18 protein-coding genes are annotated in these 19778 nt (G+C 28.3%); all 18 read left to right on the plus strand.

Features of this window, described 5'->3' with window-relative positions; translation table 11 throughout:
• The coding region (locus KMP12_RS05980) for a hypothetical protein (RefSeq protein WP_215756829.1) at positions 1-257 on the plus strand (257 nt) is incomplete at its 5' end.
• A 57-nt stretch (positions 258-314) separates the two neighbouring features.
• Positions 315-1640: an ATP-binding protein gene (locus tag KMP12_RS05985; RefSeq protein ID WP_215756830.1), complete on the plus strand. Its 1326-nt coding sequence runs from the start codon at positions 315-317 to the stop codon at positions 1638-1640.
• A 71-nt stretch (positions 1641-1711) separates the two neighbouring features.
• Positions 1712-2776 (plus strand): DUF6017 domain-containing protein, encoded by a 1065-nt coding sequence (locus KMP12_RS05990; protein ID WP_215756831.1) that lies wholly within the window; start codon positions 1712-1714, stop codon positions 2774-2776.
• 15 nt (positions 2777-2791) lie between these two features.
• Positions 2792-3289: a PcfB family protein gene (locus KMP12_RS05995; protein ID WP_215756832.1), complete on the plus strand. Its 498-nt coding sequence runs from the start codon at positions 2792-2794 to the stop codon at positions 3287-3289.
• Between the two features lie 13 nt (positions 3290-3302).
• On the plus strand, positions 3303-5090 hold the full coding sequence (locus KMP12_RS06000; protein ID WP_483867054.1) for a VirD4-like conjugal transfer protein, CD1115 family: 1788 nt from the start codon (positions 3303-3305) through the stop codon (positions 5088-5090).
• A 311-nt stretch (positions 5091-5401) separates the two neighbouring features.
• A complete protein-coding gene (locus tag KMP12_RS06005) occupies positions 5402-5719 on the plus strand; it encodes a hypothetical protein (RefSeq protein WP_483867055.1) in 318 nt (105 codons plus the stop codon).
• Between the two features lies 1 nt (position 5720).
• Positions 5721-5936 (plus strand): Maff2 family protein, encoded by a 216-nt coding sequence (locus tag KMP12_RS06010; protein ID WP_134744142.1) that lies wholly within the window; start codon positions 5721-5723, stop codon positions 5934-5936.
• Between the two features lie 10 nt (positions 5937-5946).
• Positions 5947-6810: a VirB6/TrbL-like conjugal transfer protein, CD1112 family gene (locus tag KMP12_RS06015; RefSeq protein WP_215756833.1), complete on the plus strand. Its 864-nt coding sequence runs from the start codon at positions 5947-5949 to the stop codon at positions 6808-6810.
• A gap of 9 nt (positions 6811-6819) precedes the next feature.
• Positions 6820-7128, plus strand: coding sequence for a hypothetical protein (locus KMP12_RS06020; RefSeq protein ID WP_215756834.1), 309 nt, complete (start codon positions 6820-6822; stop codon positions 7126-7128).
• 2 nt (positions 7129-7130) lie between these two features.
• The gene (locus tag KMP12_RS06025) at positions 7131-7526 is read left to right on the plus strand and encodes a PrgI family protein (protein ID WP_215756835.1); all 396 of its coding nucleotides are present in this window, start codon (positions 7131-7133) and stop codon (positions 7524-7526) included.
• Complete coding sequence (locus tag KMP12_RS06030) at positions 7459-9936, plus strand: VirB4-like conjugal transfer ATPase, CD1110 family (RefSeq protein WP_215756836.1); 2478 nt, start codon at positions 7459-7461, stop codon at positions 9934-9936. Before KMP12_RS06025 ends, KMP12_RS06030 begins: the two co-directional genes overlap by 68 nt.
• A gap of 3 nt (positions 9937-9939) precedes the next feature.
• The gene (locus KMP12_RS07640) at positions 9940-12243 is read left to right on the plus strand and encodes a CHAP domain-containing protein (RefSeq protein ID WP_252344730.1); all 2304 of its coding nucleotides are present in this window, start codon (positions 9940-9942) and stop codon (positions 12241-12243) included.
• Positions 12244-12290: 47 nt separating this feature from the next.
• Entirely contained in the window at positions 12291-12512 is a 222-nt protein-coding gene (locus KMP12_RS06040; protein WP_215756837.1) for a hypothetical protein, read from the plus strand.
• Entirely contained in the window at positions 12496-13380 is an 885-nt protein-coding gene (locus tag KMP12_RS06045; protein ID WP_215756838.1) for a CD1107 family mobile element protein, read from the plus strand. Before KMP12_RS06040 ends, KMP12_RS06045 begins: the two co-directional genes overlap by 17 nt.
• Positions 13367-15304: a coiled-coil domain-containing protein gene (locus KMP12_RS06050; RefSeq protein WP_215756839.1), complete on the plus strand. Its 1938-nt coding sequence runs from the start codon at positions 13367-13369 to the stop codon at positions 15302-15304. The genes KMP12_RS06045 and KMP12_RS06050 overlap by 14 nt, the downstream gene beginning before the upstream one ends.
• Before the next feature lie 56 nt (positions 15305-15360).
• Complete coding sequence (locus tag KMP12_RS06055) at positions 15361-17097, plus strand: DNA topoisomerase 3 (RefSeq protein WP_215756840.1); 1737 nt, start codon at positions 15361-15363, stop codon at positions 17095-17097.
• Between the two features lie 32 nt (positions 17098-17129).
• Positions 17130-18104 carry a DNA cytosine methyltransferase gene (locus tag KMP12_RS06060; RefSeq protein WP_483867056.1) on the plus strand — a complete coding sequence of 325 codons (975 nt, stop codon included), beginning with the start codon at positions 17130-17132 and terminating at the stop codon, positions 18102-18104.
• 77 nt (positions 18105-18181) lie between these two features.
• A complete protein-coding gene (locus KMP12_RS06065) occupies positions 18182-19591 on the plus strand; it encodes an AlbA family DNA-binding domain-containing protein (RefSeq protein WP_215756841.1) in 1410 nt (469 codons plus the stop codon).
• Positions 19592-19778: the final 187 nt, after the last annotated feature.

The raw sequence follows: 19778 nt of genomic DNA on the forward strand, positions 1-19778 counted from the left end.
AAGATGCAAGTGATGAGTTATCTAAGTTACTTAATTTGGAATTAGAAGATGTATTTAACTATTCTAAGCCAACATCACTAATAAAATATTTAATAAGTTTTATTAAAAAAGAATTCATTAATGCAACCATCCTCGACTTTTTCGCAGGGTTTTATGTCATAATTATGTTAGTGGTAAAAAGTCTAATAAAATCAAGGGTTTTAGTGATTCTACAAAATATTAAAACTCAAGTAAGTAATAATCTATGTGTTGTTTAGAGTCATATGATATTATATGATTGTAAACAACACATAGAACCTAAATAAGGAGGATATATGGAAGATAGTAGAATTGAATATAAAATTGATATTCCAGAAAAACAAAACAAACTAAAAGCTGAAATAGTATCTTTCTTAAACAGCGAAGGTGGAGAAGTTCATTTAGGAGTAAATGATGATGGTACTATAAATAGGTCATTAATAGAAAATAAGCAACAAGAATGGGAACAAATATTATCTAATTGGGTTGTTAATGCTTTTAGCCCTGATGCTACCAACTTAATTTATATTCATCCAAATGAAGTACCTTTTAAGATTAGAATATTAGAAGGTAAAGATAAACCATATTTTTATAAAGATGGTGAAGGTTTTAATTCTAAAGGTGTTTTTATTAGAGTTGGTAGCACAAAAAGAGTAGCTAGCTTTGATGAAATACAAAGAATGATTAGACAACATTCTTCAAATGATTTTGAATCAATAAGTATTGATAGAAATGATTTAACTTTTGAATATATTGAAAATAGATTTAAAGAAAAAGGTATTAAGTTTGATGTATATGCCTTATCTCTAATAGGTAAAGATAACAAATATAATAATGCTGCGTTACTTTTAAGTGATCAAAATCCAACAATTAGTAAATTTGCAGTATTTCAAGGAAGAGATGTTAGTGTATTTCTTGATAAAAAAGAGTTCACAGGTTCAATTTTAAAGCAATTAGATGAAATACTTTATTTTGCTAGTTTATCAAATAGAAAACGAATCACAATTTCAGGCAAACCTGATAGAGATGAATATTTAGATATTCCTAAAAGAGCTTTAAGAGAAGCGATAGTAAATTGTTATTGTCATAGGGATTACACTTTAAGTGGTGATGTAAAAATTGAATTTTATGATGATAGAGTTCAAATTTTTTCACCAGGAAGTTTACCTGATGGATTAACACTTGAAAATATAAAAATGGGTATGGTAGCTAAAAGAAATAAAATCATTGTTAACACATTGGATAAAATTGATGTTATTGAAAATTATGCTTCAGGAGTTAGAAGAATTTTTGAAGATTATGCAGATTTTAAAAAACAACCAGAATATTATATTTCAAATAATGGAATAATTGTAACATTGTTTAATCGTAACTATGAAGTTCAAAATGACACCCAAAACGACACCCAAAATGACACCCAAAAATTAATATTTATTAACAGAGGCGAACAAATCATTCAACTAATTAAAAATAATCCACAGATAACAGCAGATGAAATGAAAGATATATTGAGTTTATCAAAATCTACAATTAGAAGAGAACTTGCAAAACTAAAAAAAGAAAATAAATTAGAATATATCGGAAGTTCAAAAAAAGGTTATTGGAAATTAAAAAACAACTAAAAAAATATATAAACCAACGAAAGACAAGTAGATAAAGACTGCTTGTCTTTTTCTTTTAAGAGGAGGTAAAAATGAGTATGTATTTATTTGATGAACATCCAATCATCGCAAACAAAACACTTGCTAGAGAAATTGGATTAAATGAAGCACTAATATTACAACAAATAAATTATTGGATAGAAATAAACAAAAAAACTGGAAATAACTTTTATGAGGGAAGATATTGGACATACAATTCAATTAGGAAATGGCAAGAAAATGATTTTGACTATATGAGTTTTGATACTGTAAAACGAACTTTTGCTAAGTTAGAAAAACAAGGCTACTTACTAAGTGGAAATTTCAATAAAGACCCAAGAGATAAAACAAAATGGTATACATTAAATGATGAAAAACTTATAGAATTATATCAAAAAATAGAACAAAAGAAAAAAGAAGAAGAGCTAAAGATATTACAAGAAAATGTGGATAACTTTACAGAATTTAATACAATGCCCAATGCATTAGGGCAAAATGCCCCAATGGAAAAGGGCAAAATCCACCAATGCAATAGTTCAAATTGCACCAATGCATTTATGCAAAATGCCCCGATGCAATATGGCAATTTGCCCCAACCATTACCAAAGATTACTACAAAGAATACAACAGAGATTACTTCAGATATTTCTACAAATCCTTCCATCATTCCATTATGGACACAAACACAAGAAAAAAATATAGAGTATGAGGATAACAATATAGAAATATGGAAAGAAGGAGGGATGGAAAATAAAAAAAGTTATCATGACTATTTAGAAATACTTAGAAAAAACACATGCTATTATGATCATTTAGAAGTTGGTAATCATTACCGAGCAGAAGAGATAGATGAAATTCTGACAGTTCTTGCAGATGTTATGGTATATGACGATAATGACTATATAAAAATAAATCAAATAAATATGAAAGCTAGCGTTGTTAGAGAAAGATTTTTAGAACTTAGATATGATCATTTAGAACACTTGGTAACAATTTTAAAAAATCATGATACAGAAGTTAGAAATATCAGGGCTTTTATCTTAACAGCAGCCTATAACATTCTAACAACAATTCAATCTTACTATACCAATAAAGTGGGATTTGATTGTAATCACTGATAAAGGAGGGATAAAGTGATAAATGAAGAATTAACGCATAAGTTAATAACCATTGAAACGAAAATAACAAAAGCAACTGCAAGTGAAGTGATTAAAGCACTAAAACTTATCGTGGGTAAAGCAAATAAAAATAAAGTAAAGCTAGATAAATTTATTGATGATAAATTTAAATCAAATGCAAAACCACTAAGCCAAATGGTAAAAAAAGGACAACTTGAAAGTCTAAATATTTCTAAAGGAGAATTAAAAGAACTTAAAAAACTATTAAATCGTTATGGTGTTAATTTTTCTGTGATGAAAGATAAAGAAACTAAAGAATACTCAGTATTCTATCAAGCTAAGGATACAAAAGTCATGGAAAAAGCATTTACTAAGGCAATAAAAAATGCAGAGAAAAAACACGATAAGAAAGAATCGACAATCAAAAAAATTAAGGAATTTCAAGAAAAATCAAAAGCAATGTTTAGCGACAAAGACAAGATTAAAAATAAGCAGAAAGAACAGAGTTTGTAGTAGGAGGTAGTATGTGAAGATAGTTAATGCAATTATAAAAGATATTCAAAATTTATTTAAGATACAAGATAAAAAGGCATTTATTAAGCACAATATACCTTATCTTGTATTTTTTTATTTAGGAAATATCTTTGCAAGTCATGTGAATAGTTATCGTGGTGGAGATGTATTTGATAGGATATTTAAAGCAACATTAGAATTAAATAAGATGAGCTTTTTACCCAGTTTTGATATAATTGATATATCGATAGGACTAATTTTTTCAGTAGTAATTAAGCTAATAGTTTACTCAAAAGGGAAAAATGCTAAGAAATTTAGACAGGGTAAGGAATATGGTTCAGCAAGATGGGGAAATTCAAAAGACATTGCCCCTTATGTAGATGAGAAGTTTGAAAATAATATATTACTTACGAATACCGAAAGACTTACGATGAATGGAAGACCATCTAACCCAAAATATGCACGAAATAAAAATGTGTTAATTGTTGGTGGTTCTGGAAGTGGTAAAACTAGATTTTTTGTAAAGCCAAATTTAATGCAGATGCACTCTAGTTACTGTGTAACTGATCCAAAAGGGACTATTGTACTTGAGTGTGGAAAGATGCTTGAAAATAATGGGTATGAGATAAAAATATTAAACACCATTAATTTTAAAAAGAGTATGAAATACAATCCCTTTGCCTATCTTAGAAGTGAAAAAGATATTTTAAAACTTGTGCAGACTATTATCGCTAATACAAAAGGAGATGGAGAAAAGTCTGGAGAAGATTTTTGGGTAAAAGCTGAAAAGTTATACTATCAAGCACTTATAGGGTATATTTACTATGAAAGTCCTAAAGAGGAAAAGAATTTCAATACCTTACTTGCAATGATTGACGCTAGTGAAGTTAGAGAAGATGATGAAACTTTTAAAAATGCGATTGACCTTATGTTTGAAGTTTTAGAAGAAAAAAATCCTAATCACTTTGCAGTCAAGCAATATAAAAAATACAAATTAGCTGCGGGAAAAACAGCTAAGTCTATTCTTATTTCATGCGGTGCAAGGCTTGCACCATTTGATATTGAAGAACTTAGAAACTTAATGAGTGAAGATGAATTAGAACTTGATACATTGGGAGATAGGAAAACAGCATTATTTGTTATTATTTCAGATACAGATGATACTTTTAACTTTGTGGTGTCAATTATGTACTCTCAATTATTTAATCTACTTTGCGATAAGGCAGATGATGAATATGGTGGAAGATTACCAGTTCATGTTAGGTGTTTGCTTGATGAGTTTGCCAATATTGGACTTATACCAAGATTTGAGAAGTTAATCGCAACAATCAGAAGTAGAGAAATATCAGCAAGTATTATTCTACAAGCTAAATCACAATTAAAGGCAATTTATAAGGATAATGCAGATACCATTATTGGTAACTGTGATAGTGAATTATTCTTAGGTGGTAAAGAGGGAACAACACTTAAAGAATTATCTGAAAACTTAGGAAAAGAAACTATTGATCTTTACAATACATCAGAAACTAGATCAAATCAAAAATCATTTGGACTTAACTATCAAAAGACAGGAAAAGAACTAATGAGTAGAGATGAAATAAAAGTTATGGACGGTGGAAAATGTATTTTGGAGATAAGAGGGTCAAGACCCTTTTATTCAGATAAGTTTGATATTACTAAGCACAAGAATTATAGATTACTTGAAGATTATGATAAAAGGAATTTATTTGATATTGAATACTATATGAAGAGAAAAGGGAAAGTAAATTTGAAAGAAAATATCCTTGTTACAAGATTGTAATGGATTGTATTTTAATTAAATTATATTTTTACTGAATAAAATACATTAGACGATAGAATTTTTATTTCTATCGTCTTTTTTTATATCTATTTTCCATTTGTATTGCGATTAATAAATAGAGAAAACTCGCAGAGGAACTAACTAGTATTTCAAATGCCCCTCAATTTATATATACGAACAAAAAGCAGAAAATCCTAAAAAGGAGAGAAAAAATGAAAAGGATAAGAGATCCAACAATAAAATTTAACATGTAATCTTAGACGAGTAGATAAGTGGTATCTAGTCGTTTTTATTTTTTAAAGAGAAAGGAAATGAAAATGAATAATGAAATGATTAATATCAATGCAAATTTAGTTGATGAAATTAAAACCAATACTTTTACAAAAGATGATAAGGAAGTAACAGTAGCTAATTTCACATTAGTGAAAAAATATGGTAGTGGAAAGGAATATATCAACTGTTCTGTATATGGAGAAAAAACAGAAATTACCAAAAATTTTAAAAAAGGTGATTTTATCCATGTCTATGGATATTACAAGGAAAACAAAAAAGCAGATAAAGTATATAAGAACTTTATCGTAAAATCATTAAATAAAATTGAAAAAGAAGAAAATAAGGAGGAAAAATAACATGGAATTTTTTACACAAGGAGTAGATGTTTTAAAGACTTTAGTCATTGCAATAGGTGCAGGTCTAGGAGGTTGGGGAGTAATCAACCTAATGGAAGGTTATGGAAATGATAACCCTGGTGCAAAATCACAAGGAATTAAGCAACTTATGGCAGGTGGTGGCATTGTCCTTATTGGATTAAAACTAATCCCACTACTATCAAATGTCTTTAATTAAGGAGTAATCTATGTTTGGGATATTCGATAAAATAAAAGAATTTTTCCAAGATATTTTTATCGGAATAATCCAGTCAAATTTAGAAGCAATGTTTGTCGATATAAATGATAAAGTAACATTTGTATCAAGTGAAGTAGGAAAAACACCTCAAAGTTTTAATGCTGAGGTTTTTTCCTTTATTAAAAATATCAATGATACTGTGATTATACCTATTGCAGGTTTAATTATTACAGCAGTTTTGTGTATTGAACTTATTCAAATGGTTATGAATAAGAATAATATGCATGATGGAGATAGTTTTGAATTTTTTAAATATATTATAAAAATGGCAATTGCAGTGTATCTCGTTTCACATGCTTTTGAATTTGCTATGGCTTCATTTGATGTTGCACAAAATTTAGTAGTAAAAGTAGCAGGAGTGATTAATACAAGTTCTAATTTATCATCATCAGAATTTATTTCGATGATAGAAGCATTGAAACAAAAAGAGGTAGGAGAATTGATTGCTATTGCCTTAGAAACATCACTTGTAAAAATGTTGATTCAAGGTGTATCTATTTTAATCACAATTATTGTTTATGGTCGTATGTTTGAAATTTATGTATATAGTGCTGTTGCTTCTATTCCATTTTCTACAATGGGAAATAAAGAATGGGGAAGTATTGGTACAAATTATATTAAAGGACTATTTGCTTTGGCGTTACAAGGATTATTCTTGATGATTTGTCTTGGAATTTATGCTGTTTTAATCAAAACAGTCAACATAACAGATATCCACACATCAACATTTATGATTTTAGCTTATACGATTTTGCTAGGTCTTATGATGTTAAAGAGTGGAACAATCGCAAAAAGTATTATGAATGCACATTAGGAGGAAAAAATGAATATAAAGAATAAAGAAAATATTTTATTAGGTGGAGTGGTATTAGGTTTAGTAGGCATAGTTGTTAATTGTATTAGGATAAGAAAAGTGGATGAAAAAGTAAATTATTTAGGAGAACATGTAGATACTAATTTTACTGAGTTTTCAAGCAAATATAATACCTGTGTCGATTTACAAGATGAAAGATACCAAGATATAACAAATGATATGGAAGAAGTAAAAAATGAAGTTATTGTTTGCTATGACCATATCGAAACATTAAGTAAACAATTAGATAAATCAGACAAGAAACAAGTTGAGGTATAGCTATGGCTTATGTAGGAATACCAAAAGACTTAAATAAAGTAAAGACAAAAATAGCTTTTAACTTAACAAAAAGACAATTAATAGGTTTTTGTTTAGCTGGTATTGTCTCTGTTCCAGTATATCTAAATACACGATCTGTACTTGGAAACGATATTTCTATGATACTATTGGTTCTTTTAGCTTTTCCGTTTTTATTTATGACTTTTTATGAAAAAGACGGTTTAAAGGCAGAAGAGTATTTTAAAGCCATGTATCTTCACCAATTTTATCAACCGAAAAAAAGAATAAAGGAAAGTGAATATATCAAGCAAAGAAAGGAGGAAATAAGAAATGCAAAACAAACAAAGAAAAAGAGTAGAAAAGTTAAATCAAGATCAAAAAAATTTAAATCGAAGTAAAAAAGATTTAAAAAATCTAGGTAAAGAAAAGAAAAAAGGAATTTTTGAAACAACATTTAATTTTTTCAAACTTGAAGATAAGAGATATACACTAGAAGATAGCATTCCTTATGAAATAATGTATGATGATGGTATTTGTAAAGTAAATGAAACAACCTATAATAAAATGATTTCTTTTGAAGATATTAATTATCAATTAGCACTTGAAGAAGCAAGAGATATGATTTTCAATCAGTTTGCTAACTTTTTAAATTCCTTTGATCCAAGTGTTAGCATTCAGTTTTGTTTTACCAATCAATTAGGTAGATTAAGGGAAATGGAGAAAGTTATTAATATTCCTGAAAAAGAAGATGGTTTTAATGATGTCCGAAGTGAATTTAGAGAAATGCTTAAAAATCAACTTTCCAAGGGGAATAACGGTCTGAAAAAAGAAAGATATATAATTTTTACAGTACAAGCAGATTATTTCAAGCAAGCTAAGGTAAAACTTGAAAGACTTGAAATTGAAATACTATCACAATTAAAAGCAATGGGAGTTAGGGCAGAAAGTTTAGATGGTTTTGAAAGATTAAAGATTATGCATGATATGTTAAATGTTGGTAAAAGTTTTATGCCTGCTTATGAAGATGTATCAATGGTACTTGAACAATCAAAAGAAAAAGACAGCAGTAAGGATAGAAAGAAAAAACAATCCAAAGCCTATATTATTCCAAGTGTATTAGATTTTACACCTAAAGACTTTTTTAAGTTAGGTAGTCATTTAGGTTCTGCTAGTCATTTTATTATTATGGCAAGTGAATTGTCGGATAGAATGCTGTCTGAAATTTTATCTTTAGAAGAGAACATGTATGTTTCTATACACATTCAAGCACTTGATCAAGTAGAAGCAATCAAGATGATTAAAAGAAAAAATACAGATATTGATAAGATGAGAATTGAAGAAAATAAAAAGGCAATTCGCAGTGGTTATGATATGGATATTTTGCCATCAGATTTAATTACTTATGGAGAAGATATTAAAAGATTACTCAATGATTTGCAATCACGAGATGAAAAGATGTTTATGGTTTCTTTTGTAATTTTAAATGTTGCAAAAAGTAAACAGAAGTTAGATGCTAGTGTAGAAAATATTGCAAGTATTTGTAATAGACATAACTGCCCACTTAAATTGCTTGATCATCGACAAGAACAAGGTTTAATATCTTCACTTCCACTTGGCATAAATCAGTTAAGTCTGAAAAGACAACTTACATCATCGTCAACAGCAGTCTTTATGCCATTTACGACACAAGAACTATTTATGAGTAGTGAAGCAAGTTTATATTATGGCTTAAATGCCCTCAGCCATAATTTAATTATGGCAGACAGAAAAAGATTAAAAAATCCTAATGGTTTAATTCTAGGAACGCCTGGTAGTGGAAAGAGTTTTAGTGCCAAAAGGGAAATAACAAATGCTATTCTAGTAACAAATGATGATATTATTGTTTGTGATCCAGAGGGAGAGTATGGCAATTTAGTTAAACAATTTAATGGTGAAGTGATTAAAATCAGTGCAAAAAGTAAAGACTATTTAAATCCATTAGATATTAATATGAATTATGGTGATGGTGATGCACCACTTAAAGATAAAGCAAACTTTATTATGTCGATGCTTGAACTTGTGGTAGGAGGAAGTGGTTTAAGTGCAGCTGAAAAATCAGTTATTGATAGATGTTTACCTAAGATTTATGAAAAATATTTTGATAATCCAATTCCAAAAAATATGCCAATTCTACAAGACTTATATGATATGTTAAAAAATCAAGAAGAAGTTGTAGGAAAAAAACTAGCCACAGAAATGGAAATCTATGTAACAGGTTCTTTAAATGTCTTTAATCATCATTCAAGCGTTGATTTAGATAAAAAACTTTTATGTTTTGATATTAAGGAACTTGGCACACAACTTAAAAAAATAGGCATGCTTGTTATTCAAGACCAAGTATGGAATAAGGTATCAAAAAATAGAGTGGAGGGAAAAGCAACAAGGTATTATATTGATGAGTTTCACTTGCTTTTAAAAGAAGAACAAACAGCCCAGTATTCAGTAGAAATTTGGAAAAGATTTCGTAAATGGGGAGGTATTCCGACAGGATTAACTCAGAATGTAAAAGATTTACTGGCAAGTAAAGAAATTGAAAATATATTTGATAATACAGATTTTGTATTAATGTTAAATCAAGCAAGTGGTGATAGAGAAATACTTGCTAAAAAATTAAAAATATCCCCTTGTCAGCTAAACTATGTAACAAATTCAAATGCTGGAGAGGGGCTTTTATTTTTTGGGAATACAATCGTTCCATTTATAGATAAGTTCCCTAAACATACTGTACTTTACAAGAAAATGACAACAAAACCTGAAGAAGTGGAGTAGATTATGAATAGAAAAGTATTAAGTAAAAAAATAAGAGATTCTACAACATCATTAAAAGATTTTAATGAAAAGAATATTGATAAACTAGAAATTAATTTTTTAGAACATCAGAAAGACTTTAAAGGTAAGCTAATTAGTGAGAATAAAAGATTTGATGAAAAGATAGAACATACAAAGACAAAATTCTTATCTAGTAATACAACTGATAAAAACCCAAAGAAAAGATTTTTAAGAAATAAAAATGATGATATTTTAGAATTTAATCTTAGTGAAAAATCTAATTATAGTGGTGTTAAAAATAAGATATTAAATAGTAAAGAAACTAAAAACAATATAAACGATTTTACAGATAGTTCATTAGATAAAAAGGCATCACAGAAAAAATCAAATCAAAGGATATTCAAAGAAAATACAGACGCAAATGTAACTGAGGTTTATAATCCACTTAATAAAGATTTGGATAATGATGGAGTAATTGATCGATATGATAACAATATAAATAGTAGCGATTATTTTTCATCTACTTATGATGTCGAAAAAGAAAATAGTAAGGAAGTAATCACTCAAACAAAAAATAAAAGAAAAAATTATTTTAAAAATGAAATATTTACGAGAGATAAGAACAAGACACAAGGCGAGAAAGTTGAGGAAGTTCTTGCTAAATCTAAAGAAAGTAACATTGATCAAAGCCTTGATGATGTGGATAGCTTGTTAGGTGCAAGGGACAAAAAATTAAAAAAGTTAAAAAGTAAAAAAGATAACTTACTAAATAAAAAAGTTCCTAAAGATTCAATACTGTATAAAAGTAATAAAAAGATGTTAGGAGCTATGGCAAGTAGTGCAGGTATATTATCAAGCTATATATCACATGGTAGTCATGAAAATGTAGGAGCAGAAGCTAGTGAGAAGTCTTTAGATAAAATATCTCAATCAGTGAGTACAGTCAGAAAATTTTCAAGAAATCGAAAAAGTAAACTTTTAAAAAGGCAAGAAAGCAAAGTATCTAACTTAAATAAACGAATACGAAAAAGAAAGTATAAACTTGAATACAAAGATAAATTAAGTTCGCTAATTCATACTGATAGTTACAAACAAAAAACGATTTATAAAAGATTTATTCAAAGAAAACAAATGAAAAAACTAATCTATCAAAAATATGAAATCAGCTTTAGAGATAGAGTAAAAAAGAAAGTGCAAGATATTTTAGTTGCCTCTTCAAAATTAGTAGTTAATAATGCAAAGAAAATTGTTGGAGTATTAGTTGGTTTCTTAATTTTATTTATGATGATATTTCAACTAATTTCATCTATAGGAGGAATATTTGGAGGTACAGGAAATAATGTACTAGCAACAAGTTATTTAGCTAGTGAACCAAAACTTTTATCAATCAATCAAAGTTATTCAACAAAAGAATTAAATTTAGAAAATGAACTTGCAAGAGTAGAAGCATCTAATCCAGGATACGATGAATATATTATTCACAATAATATTGATATTTCTCATGATACTCATCTACTTCTTTCTTACATCACATCAAGATTTGGAGAAGCTGAAAACATGAATGAAGTTGAAGCTGAATTAGAAAGTTTATTTAAGGCTATTTATGATGTTGAGTACAAGGAAGAAATTGAAATAAGGTATAAAACAGAGTATTACACAACCATTGATGAAGATGGGAATGAAATATTAGAAAGTATTGAAGTTCCTTATGAGTATAAAAAGTTGATTGTTACTGTTAGTAAAAATGATATGAAAAATGAAATACTTTCTAGGTTACAAGGATATCCAGATAATATAAAACATTTTGAAATGTTGTATGAAACAAAAGGAAATATGTCTAGATTCTTTTCTGATGCCAATTCTCCTGTCTTTCCAAGTGGAGTAAGTAGTTTATATGATTTTGATGTTTCAGGAGGTGATTTTCCACAACCTGATCCAAATTATGTTGCTAGTTTAAATGGTGGTTACCCTGGTCAATGTACTTGGTATGTTTATAATCGTTTCTCACAACTTGGAAAACCAATTAAGCATAGTCCAATGGGTAATGGTGGTGAGTGGGCATTTTACGCACAAAATTATGGCTATTCAGTGTCAAGGAATGCAAGAGCAGGAACAGCAATCAGTTTTCCACCAGGAGTTGCAGGGTCATCGCCACAATATGGACATATTGCCTTTGTAGAAAAGGTGAATGAAGATGGTTCAGTACTTGTTTCAGAAATGAATGTTAAGGGAGAATTTATTATCTCAACAAGAACTATTTCAAAAGAAGATGCAAGTCAGTGCTACTATATTGATTATGGGTTGTAGAACAATAAAGGTCTATTATTTTTATTAAAAAATTGAAAGGAGAACTAATGGAAAAAAATGAAGCAAGATATATAAAACTGGAAAAAGAGGAAAGAAAACTCAATGCTAAAAAAGAAGATATTAAGCAAAAATTAGCAGAAATTCAAGAAGAGAAAAATAAAATTCAAGCAGATCATGTCAATGTTATTCTAAAAGAAGAAAACATTGGATTTTTTGATTTAATAAACATTTTAAAGAATAAGGAGAAAAAAGATGAAAGAACAGTTTAAAAAAATAATTCTTGTATTTACACTATGCTTTATGGCTATACCAGTAAGTGTATATGCAAGTGAAAAAAAGGAAGTAGAAAAAGACTTTACCATTGAGGTAAGTAAGGAAGATGAAGATGTTACGAAAGAAAATTCCTTTACAGTTGATGTGGTAGAAGATACAAAAGAAAATAAAAAAGCAAATCTATCTGAAAAAGAACACTCTGAAAAAACAATTGATGAAGGAAATAAAGGAGTTACTAAGGAAGAAATGAAAGAACTTTTAGAAAGCTATTCTAAAAATTCAAGCAATAATAGCCCAATACTTGCAACTCCACAAAGTAAAGCAAAGGGAACATCAATAGAAAATGTCGGTGCTGATAATAAAGAATATCCAATTAGACGAGATATTGTCAGTAAATCAACTACTTCAAAAAGTGATAATAAAAACAATACAACTCAGTCAAAAGAAAGACCAAGTAGTGATGCTAGACAGTTTCTAACATTTAAAACGAAAAGTGGCAAGGTATTTCATTTAATTATAAATCACGATCAATCTAGTGATAATGTTCAATTAGTAACTGAAGTTTCAGAAAGAGATTTACTAAATATGATAGAAACAAAAGAAATTAAAGAAATGCCAAAACAAGAAGTTAAACAAGAAACTAAAGAAGAAGTGAAGAAAGAACCTAAAAAGCAAGACAATAGCTTAGGTTCTTATTTTATTTTAGGTCTTGTCCTTTTAGGAGCATTAGGAGCAGGTTATTACTTTAAAATTATCAAACCTAAACAAGAAAAAGATTTTGATTTTGAAGAAGATGAAAATGATGATGAATTTTTCGAAGAAAATCAAGAAGAAGTAAAGGAGGAAGAAGATGAAAACATATAAAAAATTTTTAGCAGTAATGATGCTTGTAAGTTTAGCAACAACAAACATTATTCATAATGTTGCACCAGTTTACGCTATTGAAAGTGATGAAGGAAGAGTAGCGACAGAAGATGAAACATACTACACAGCTAGTTTTCACTCACAATCATCTGACAACCATTTTGAGCAGTTAGGATTTGAGTTTGATTTCAAAATGATAGTAGGTTATACATTTGAACACAAATCAGATCATTCAGCAGTGAATAAAAGTATTACACTAGATAAAAATGATTTTATTCGTAGAGGGGATGGGTATTATAGGACTAAAAAACCATATAGCAAATATCTATTAAGTAAAGAAGATTACAACCTTATTGGCACATCTGTAAATGTGTTGTTATTAGATACAGACAGTAATAAAGATAGATATTTAGGATACGCCTTTCTTTCAGGAGAAATTGCAAGATGGAATGGCAATGATTTAAAAAGTCAAATTGTTAGAAATGTTGTAAGAATTTTGAATCGACATATTGAAAAAGTAACCATTGATTATGATGGGGAATTAAAGACTGAAGATAAATATAAAGTTATTGATAATATTAAAAAAGCAAATCCAAATATGAACGGGAATGCAAGTTACACAATAAATGGTGAATATATTGAGATTTCAAATATTGGAAGGGAAGTCCCTTTGAAAATAGCAATCGAAGAAAATGTAAAAAGAGTTAAACACACAGAGGTTATGACCGATTTAACTATGGATGACATTTCTAGTTTAGAAGAAAGTGTAAAAACATTACAAGTAAGAATAACAACTTTAGAACAAGATTTATCAACTAAAGATAACTTAAATGAAGCATTACAAGAAAGAGTAGAGAAATTAGAAAAAGAAAAAACAACATTACAAGAAGAATTAACGAATATTCAGACACTTCTAGATGAAAAAATAGGGAATATCGCTGATTTAAAAGCAGATATTGTTGAACTAGAAAAACGAATAACAGAACTTGAAAAAGAAGTTGCTAGTTTACAAGAAGACAAGAAAAATTTAACAGAAGAAAATACTACTCTACAAAATGAAAAATTAGAATTAGAAAAACAGATAGCTGAAAAAGATAAAATTATTAAAGAAAAAGAGGATAGAATTATAGAATTAACCAATGAAATAACTAGCCTAAATAATCAAAAAGAAATGCTAGCAAATGAAAAAGAAAATTTGGAAAAAGAAAAAGAAACTTTGCAAAATAGTAATGATATTTTAACTAATCAGCTTTTAGAAAAAAATAGCTTGATTAAGGAAAAAGAAGATGAAATAAATAAGCTAGCAAGTAAGATCTTAATTCTTGAGAAAGAAAAAGAAATTTTAATGGCTGAAAAAACAACATTGGAAGAAGAAAAAGCAAATCTACAACAAGAAAACAATATACTTAATCATAAGTTAGTCGAAAAAGAGGATATTATTAAAGAAAAAGAAGCTAAAATAAATGCTCTTGAAAAACAAATCAAGCAACTAAATGAAGATGCATGCTGTTGTGTCAATCATGAAGAATTTGTTAGAATTACTAATTTAATTCAAGGTTTAGAGGATGAAGTTATTAAACTAAAAGATGACATAAAACGAACAAATGTTGATATGCCAAAGGATATTAAGATAGGTCAATGGTATCCTGAAACAATTATAAAATTCCCAACAAAAAGACAATATAGACACAATGATGATATTGATTTAAGTGGAATGGTTATTCGTTTTACAAAATATATTAAAGAAAATAATGAATATAAAATGGTTCATGAAGATATAGCATATGCGACATTTAAGAATGAAACACATGGGTGGGAGTTTAATTTAAAAACACCAAAGGCTATTTATAATAAAGATACCAATGGAAAAATGCAAATCAAATTTTCGTTTGTATTAAAAAATCAAGACAAATCAATGGAATAGAAATTAGACAAGGCAGTTAAATCATTTAGCTGCCTTATATTTAGATAGGAGGAAATATGAAATTAGTTATTGCAGAAAAGCCGAGTGTTGCAATGAGTATTGCAAAGGTGCTTGGTGTAAAAGATAAAAAAGATGGCTATATAGAGGGGAATGGTTATATTGTCAGTTGGTGTTTAGGACATCTTATTCAAATGGCAAATCCAGAACAGTATGATGATCAGTATAGTAAATGGAATATAGAGGATTTACCTATTATTCCAAATGAGTATTTGTATGATGTTTCTAAAAGTACAAAGAAACAATATCAAGTACTAAAGAAATTACTCACATCTAAAACTATTAGTGAAGTAATTAATGCTTGTGATGCTGGAAGAGAGGGCGAATTGATTTTTAGATTAGTTTATAATCAAAGCAAATCTATATTACCAATAAAAAGACTTTGGATTTCTTCACTAGAGGATCAAGCCATTCAAGAGGGTTTTAAAAATCTTAAAAGGGGAGAAAATTACAATCATCTTTACCAATCAGCCCTAGCTAGAGCAAAAGCAGATTGGTTAATTGGCATGAATATGAGTAGGTTATATTCTTGTTTATATCGCCAACATTATTCTGTGGGTCGAGTACAAACACCAGTGTTAGCTATGATTGTGGATAGAGATGAAAGTATCAAAAATTTTAAAAAGGAAAAATATTATGTTGGTGAATTAAATTTGGGAAGTTTTACTTTAAGTACAGGTAGAATGTATAACTATGAAATTGTAGAGGATTTAGTGTATCAGGCTATTGGCACTAATATCAAGATAACAGATGTTATTAAAAAAGAAAAAACAACAAGACCTGATTTACTCTATGACTTAACAACATTGCAAAGAGAAGCCAATAGATATTTTGGATTAAGTGCAAAAGACACATTAGATATTGCACAAAAATTATATGAGCAGAAATTAATTACTTATCCAAGAACGGATAGTAGATATTTAAGCAATGATATGATTATAAGTACGGTAAATTCAATTTTAGGCAAGTATGATTTTGATACAAGTAGAATTAAAGAGGTTTTCAATTCAGAAAAAGTAACAGATCACCACGCTATTATACCTACCTCAAGCAGTATGGAATATGATTTATCAAAATTAAATACAAAAGAAAAAAATATTTATGACTTAATCTTAAATAAAACATATGCAAGTTTTGGTTATCCTTTAAAAGAAATCACGACTAAAATTATCTATGTTTATGAAGTTCAAGGAGATACTTACGAATTTACAACGAATGGGAAAGTTGTTGTGGATGAAGGATTTACAAAGTATTTAAAACAATATAAAAAAGAAAGTAAAGAAGAAATTTTATCTGATGTAAATGTAGGGGATACTTTTGAAGTTATAAATAAGGAAATAAAAGAGAAGTTTACTAGTCCGCCTAAGCATTACACTGAAGAAAGTATTTTAAAGGCAATGGAGATTGCTGGAACTGAATTTATTGATAAAGAGGTTGAGGTAGAGCGAAAAGGACTAGGCACACCTGCTACTAGAGCGGGAATAATTGAAACATTAATCTTGAAGGGATTTATAATTCGTGAAAAGAAAAATCATCTAGTAACAGAAAAAGGCATACAATTAATTACAATAGTTGCAGATTTTTTAAAGAATGCTAATACAACAGCTATTTGGGAAATGAAATTGTACGATATTTCTATTGGGAAGTTTAGTGAACAAGAATTTTTAAAAGAAATAGAAGACACTATAAAATCAACAATACAATTATATGAAATAGTAAAAAAGAAAAGCGAGTAAGTATAAGAACTTAGTCGCCTTTTTGTTTGGAGGTGATAATAATCAAAATATTAAAAATTGTAGAATTATTTGGAGGTATTGGTGCAGTTAGAAAAGCTATTATTAATCTTCAAATTCCCTATAAAGTGATTGACTATGTGGAGATAGATAAAAATTGTGTAAAAAGCTACAACAAACTCTATCAAGAAAATTATCAACCTAAATCAGTGATTGATTATGAATTACCTAATGAAAAAATAGATATTTTAATGCACGGTAGTCCATGTCAAGATTTTAGTAGAGTTGGACTACAAAAAGGTGGAGAAAAAGGAAGTGGCACAAGATCTAGTCTACTTTTTGAAACAATAAGAATCATTGAACATGCAAAACATAAACCTAAGTGGGTGATATGGGAGAATGTTAAAGGCGTCCTTGATAAAAATATGAGGGCTGCCTTTTTTTATTATCTTGCTGAAATGAATAGACTTGGTTATGAAACAAAATATCAATTACTAAATGCAAAAGATTTTGGAATACCACAAAATAGAGAAAGAATATTTGCGATAAGTTATCTAGGAGAAAACAATTTTGACTTTAATCACTTAGAGAAAAAAGAAAAGAAAGCTATCAACGAATTTTTAGAAGTTGATTGTAGTGATAAGTATATAGTAAAACAAGCGTCAATGTTAAAATATATACAAGATGATAAATCAAATAAAAAATTCAAAGGAAGATTAAACATAGTTCAAGAATTTTGTTACACAATATCAACAAAACAGATGAGAATACCAAATGCTGGCATCGTTGATTTAAAAAATGGCAAGTATAGATATCTAACTGAAAGAGAATGTTTTAGATTAATGGGATTTTCAGATAATGATTTTAATAAATTAAGAGAGATATATCCAGAAAAAGAAAATAAAACATCATCAATACTATATAAACAAGCAGGCAATAGTATTGTAGTAGATGTATTAGAAGTCATTTTAAAAGAAATTTTTAAAAATAAAATACAATTGCTAGAGTAGAGAAAAAACACAAAAAATGGTACAATGTTACAAGTGTAAAGACAATTTAATGCAAAATAACTAGAAAGGAGTAAATAATGGATTTATCAAAGTATGTTGGTGAAACTAGTTCTTATGATAAAAAAGTAATGTTAGAAGTAAAAAGACCCAAAAGTTGGTTAAAATCAGTTGTAGCATTTGCGAATACAAATGGTGGAAAAATCTTTTTTGGTATAGATGATAATGATAAATTACTGGGTTTAGAAAATGCCAAGCAAGATTCTGAAATCATTAGTGAAATAATTAAGACGAAACTAGATCCCATTCCTCAAATAACATTAAATATTGAAAGAATCGATAATAAGGATTTTATTATATTAAGTATTTTTTCAGGCAATGAAACTCCCTACTATTTAATTGATGGAGCTAGTAGGATAGCTTTTATAAGAATTGGTAATGAGAGTGTTGTAGCTAATAGTAATCAATTAAAAAATCTTGTATTAAGAGGAATAAACAAGACTTTTGACAGTATTTCAAGTGATATTAAAATTGATAGGGCGTCCTTTAGTAAACTAAAAGCTGTTTATTACCAAAAAACGAAAAAAGATTTAGTTGATAGTGATTTAATTTCTTTTTCTCTTGTTGATGATAAGGGATATTTAACCTATGCAGGAGCATTACTTGCTGATGAAAGACTTGTTTATCAATCAAGAATTTTTGCGACAAGATGGAATGGACTTGATAAGGCAAATAGTCGATTAGAAGCCTTAGATGATAAAGAATATGATGGTGGTCTTTTATATCTACTACAAAGTGGAGAAGACTTTATTAAATCTAATTCTAAAAAAATGTGGAAAAAGGGAAATGAAGCAAGAATAGAATATCCCGATTATCCTGAAATAGCAATAAGGGAAGCCTTGGTAAATGCTCTAATCCATAGAGATTATAGTGAAATAGGTTCTGAAGTCCATATTGATATTTATGATGATCGATTAGAAATTTACTCACCTGGTGGCATGTTTGATGGGACATTGATCCAAGAACTAAATCCCTATCAAATTTCATCCAAAAGACGAAATCCGATTATAGCTGATCTTTTTAGTCGGATGAATTTAATGGAAAGACGAGGAAGTGGATTAAAGAAGATTTTAGATAATTATGAAATACAAGAAAACTATAACGAAACTTTAAAAGCAGAATTTCGTTCTACACAAAGTTCATTTTATATTATTTTAAAAAATCTAAATTATAAAGTGGCGATAAAAAACGGCGATAAAGTAGCGATAAGTAGCGATAAAGTAGCGATAAATATTGATAAAAATCAAGAAGAAATTGTTTTAGAATTTGCCAAAGCAAATAAATTATTTAAAACAAAAGACATAGAAAACTTGTTAAATGTTAAGTCGGCTAGGGCAAGAAGAATACTATCAAAAATGGTCGATAATAATTTATTAGTGCCAATCGGAGAAAATAAAAACAGAAAATATACTTTAAAAGATACAAACTAAAAATATGGATACTATAAGACGATAGATGAAAGACTATCGTCTTTTTTATGCAATAAAATAAGGAGGTAAAAATGAGAATAAATGATTATGAACATCTATTTAAAAAAATGTTAGAAGAAAATCTAAAAGATAGCGAAAGATATGTTGCATTACTTAAAGTTATTGGAAACAACTCTAAATATGATTT

Origin of the sequence: Gemella sp. zg-1178 (assembly GCF_018790995.1) — a bacterium.
GTDB lineage: Bacteria > Bacillota > Bacilli > Staphylococcales > Gemellaceae > Gemelliphila.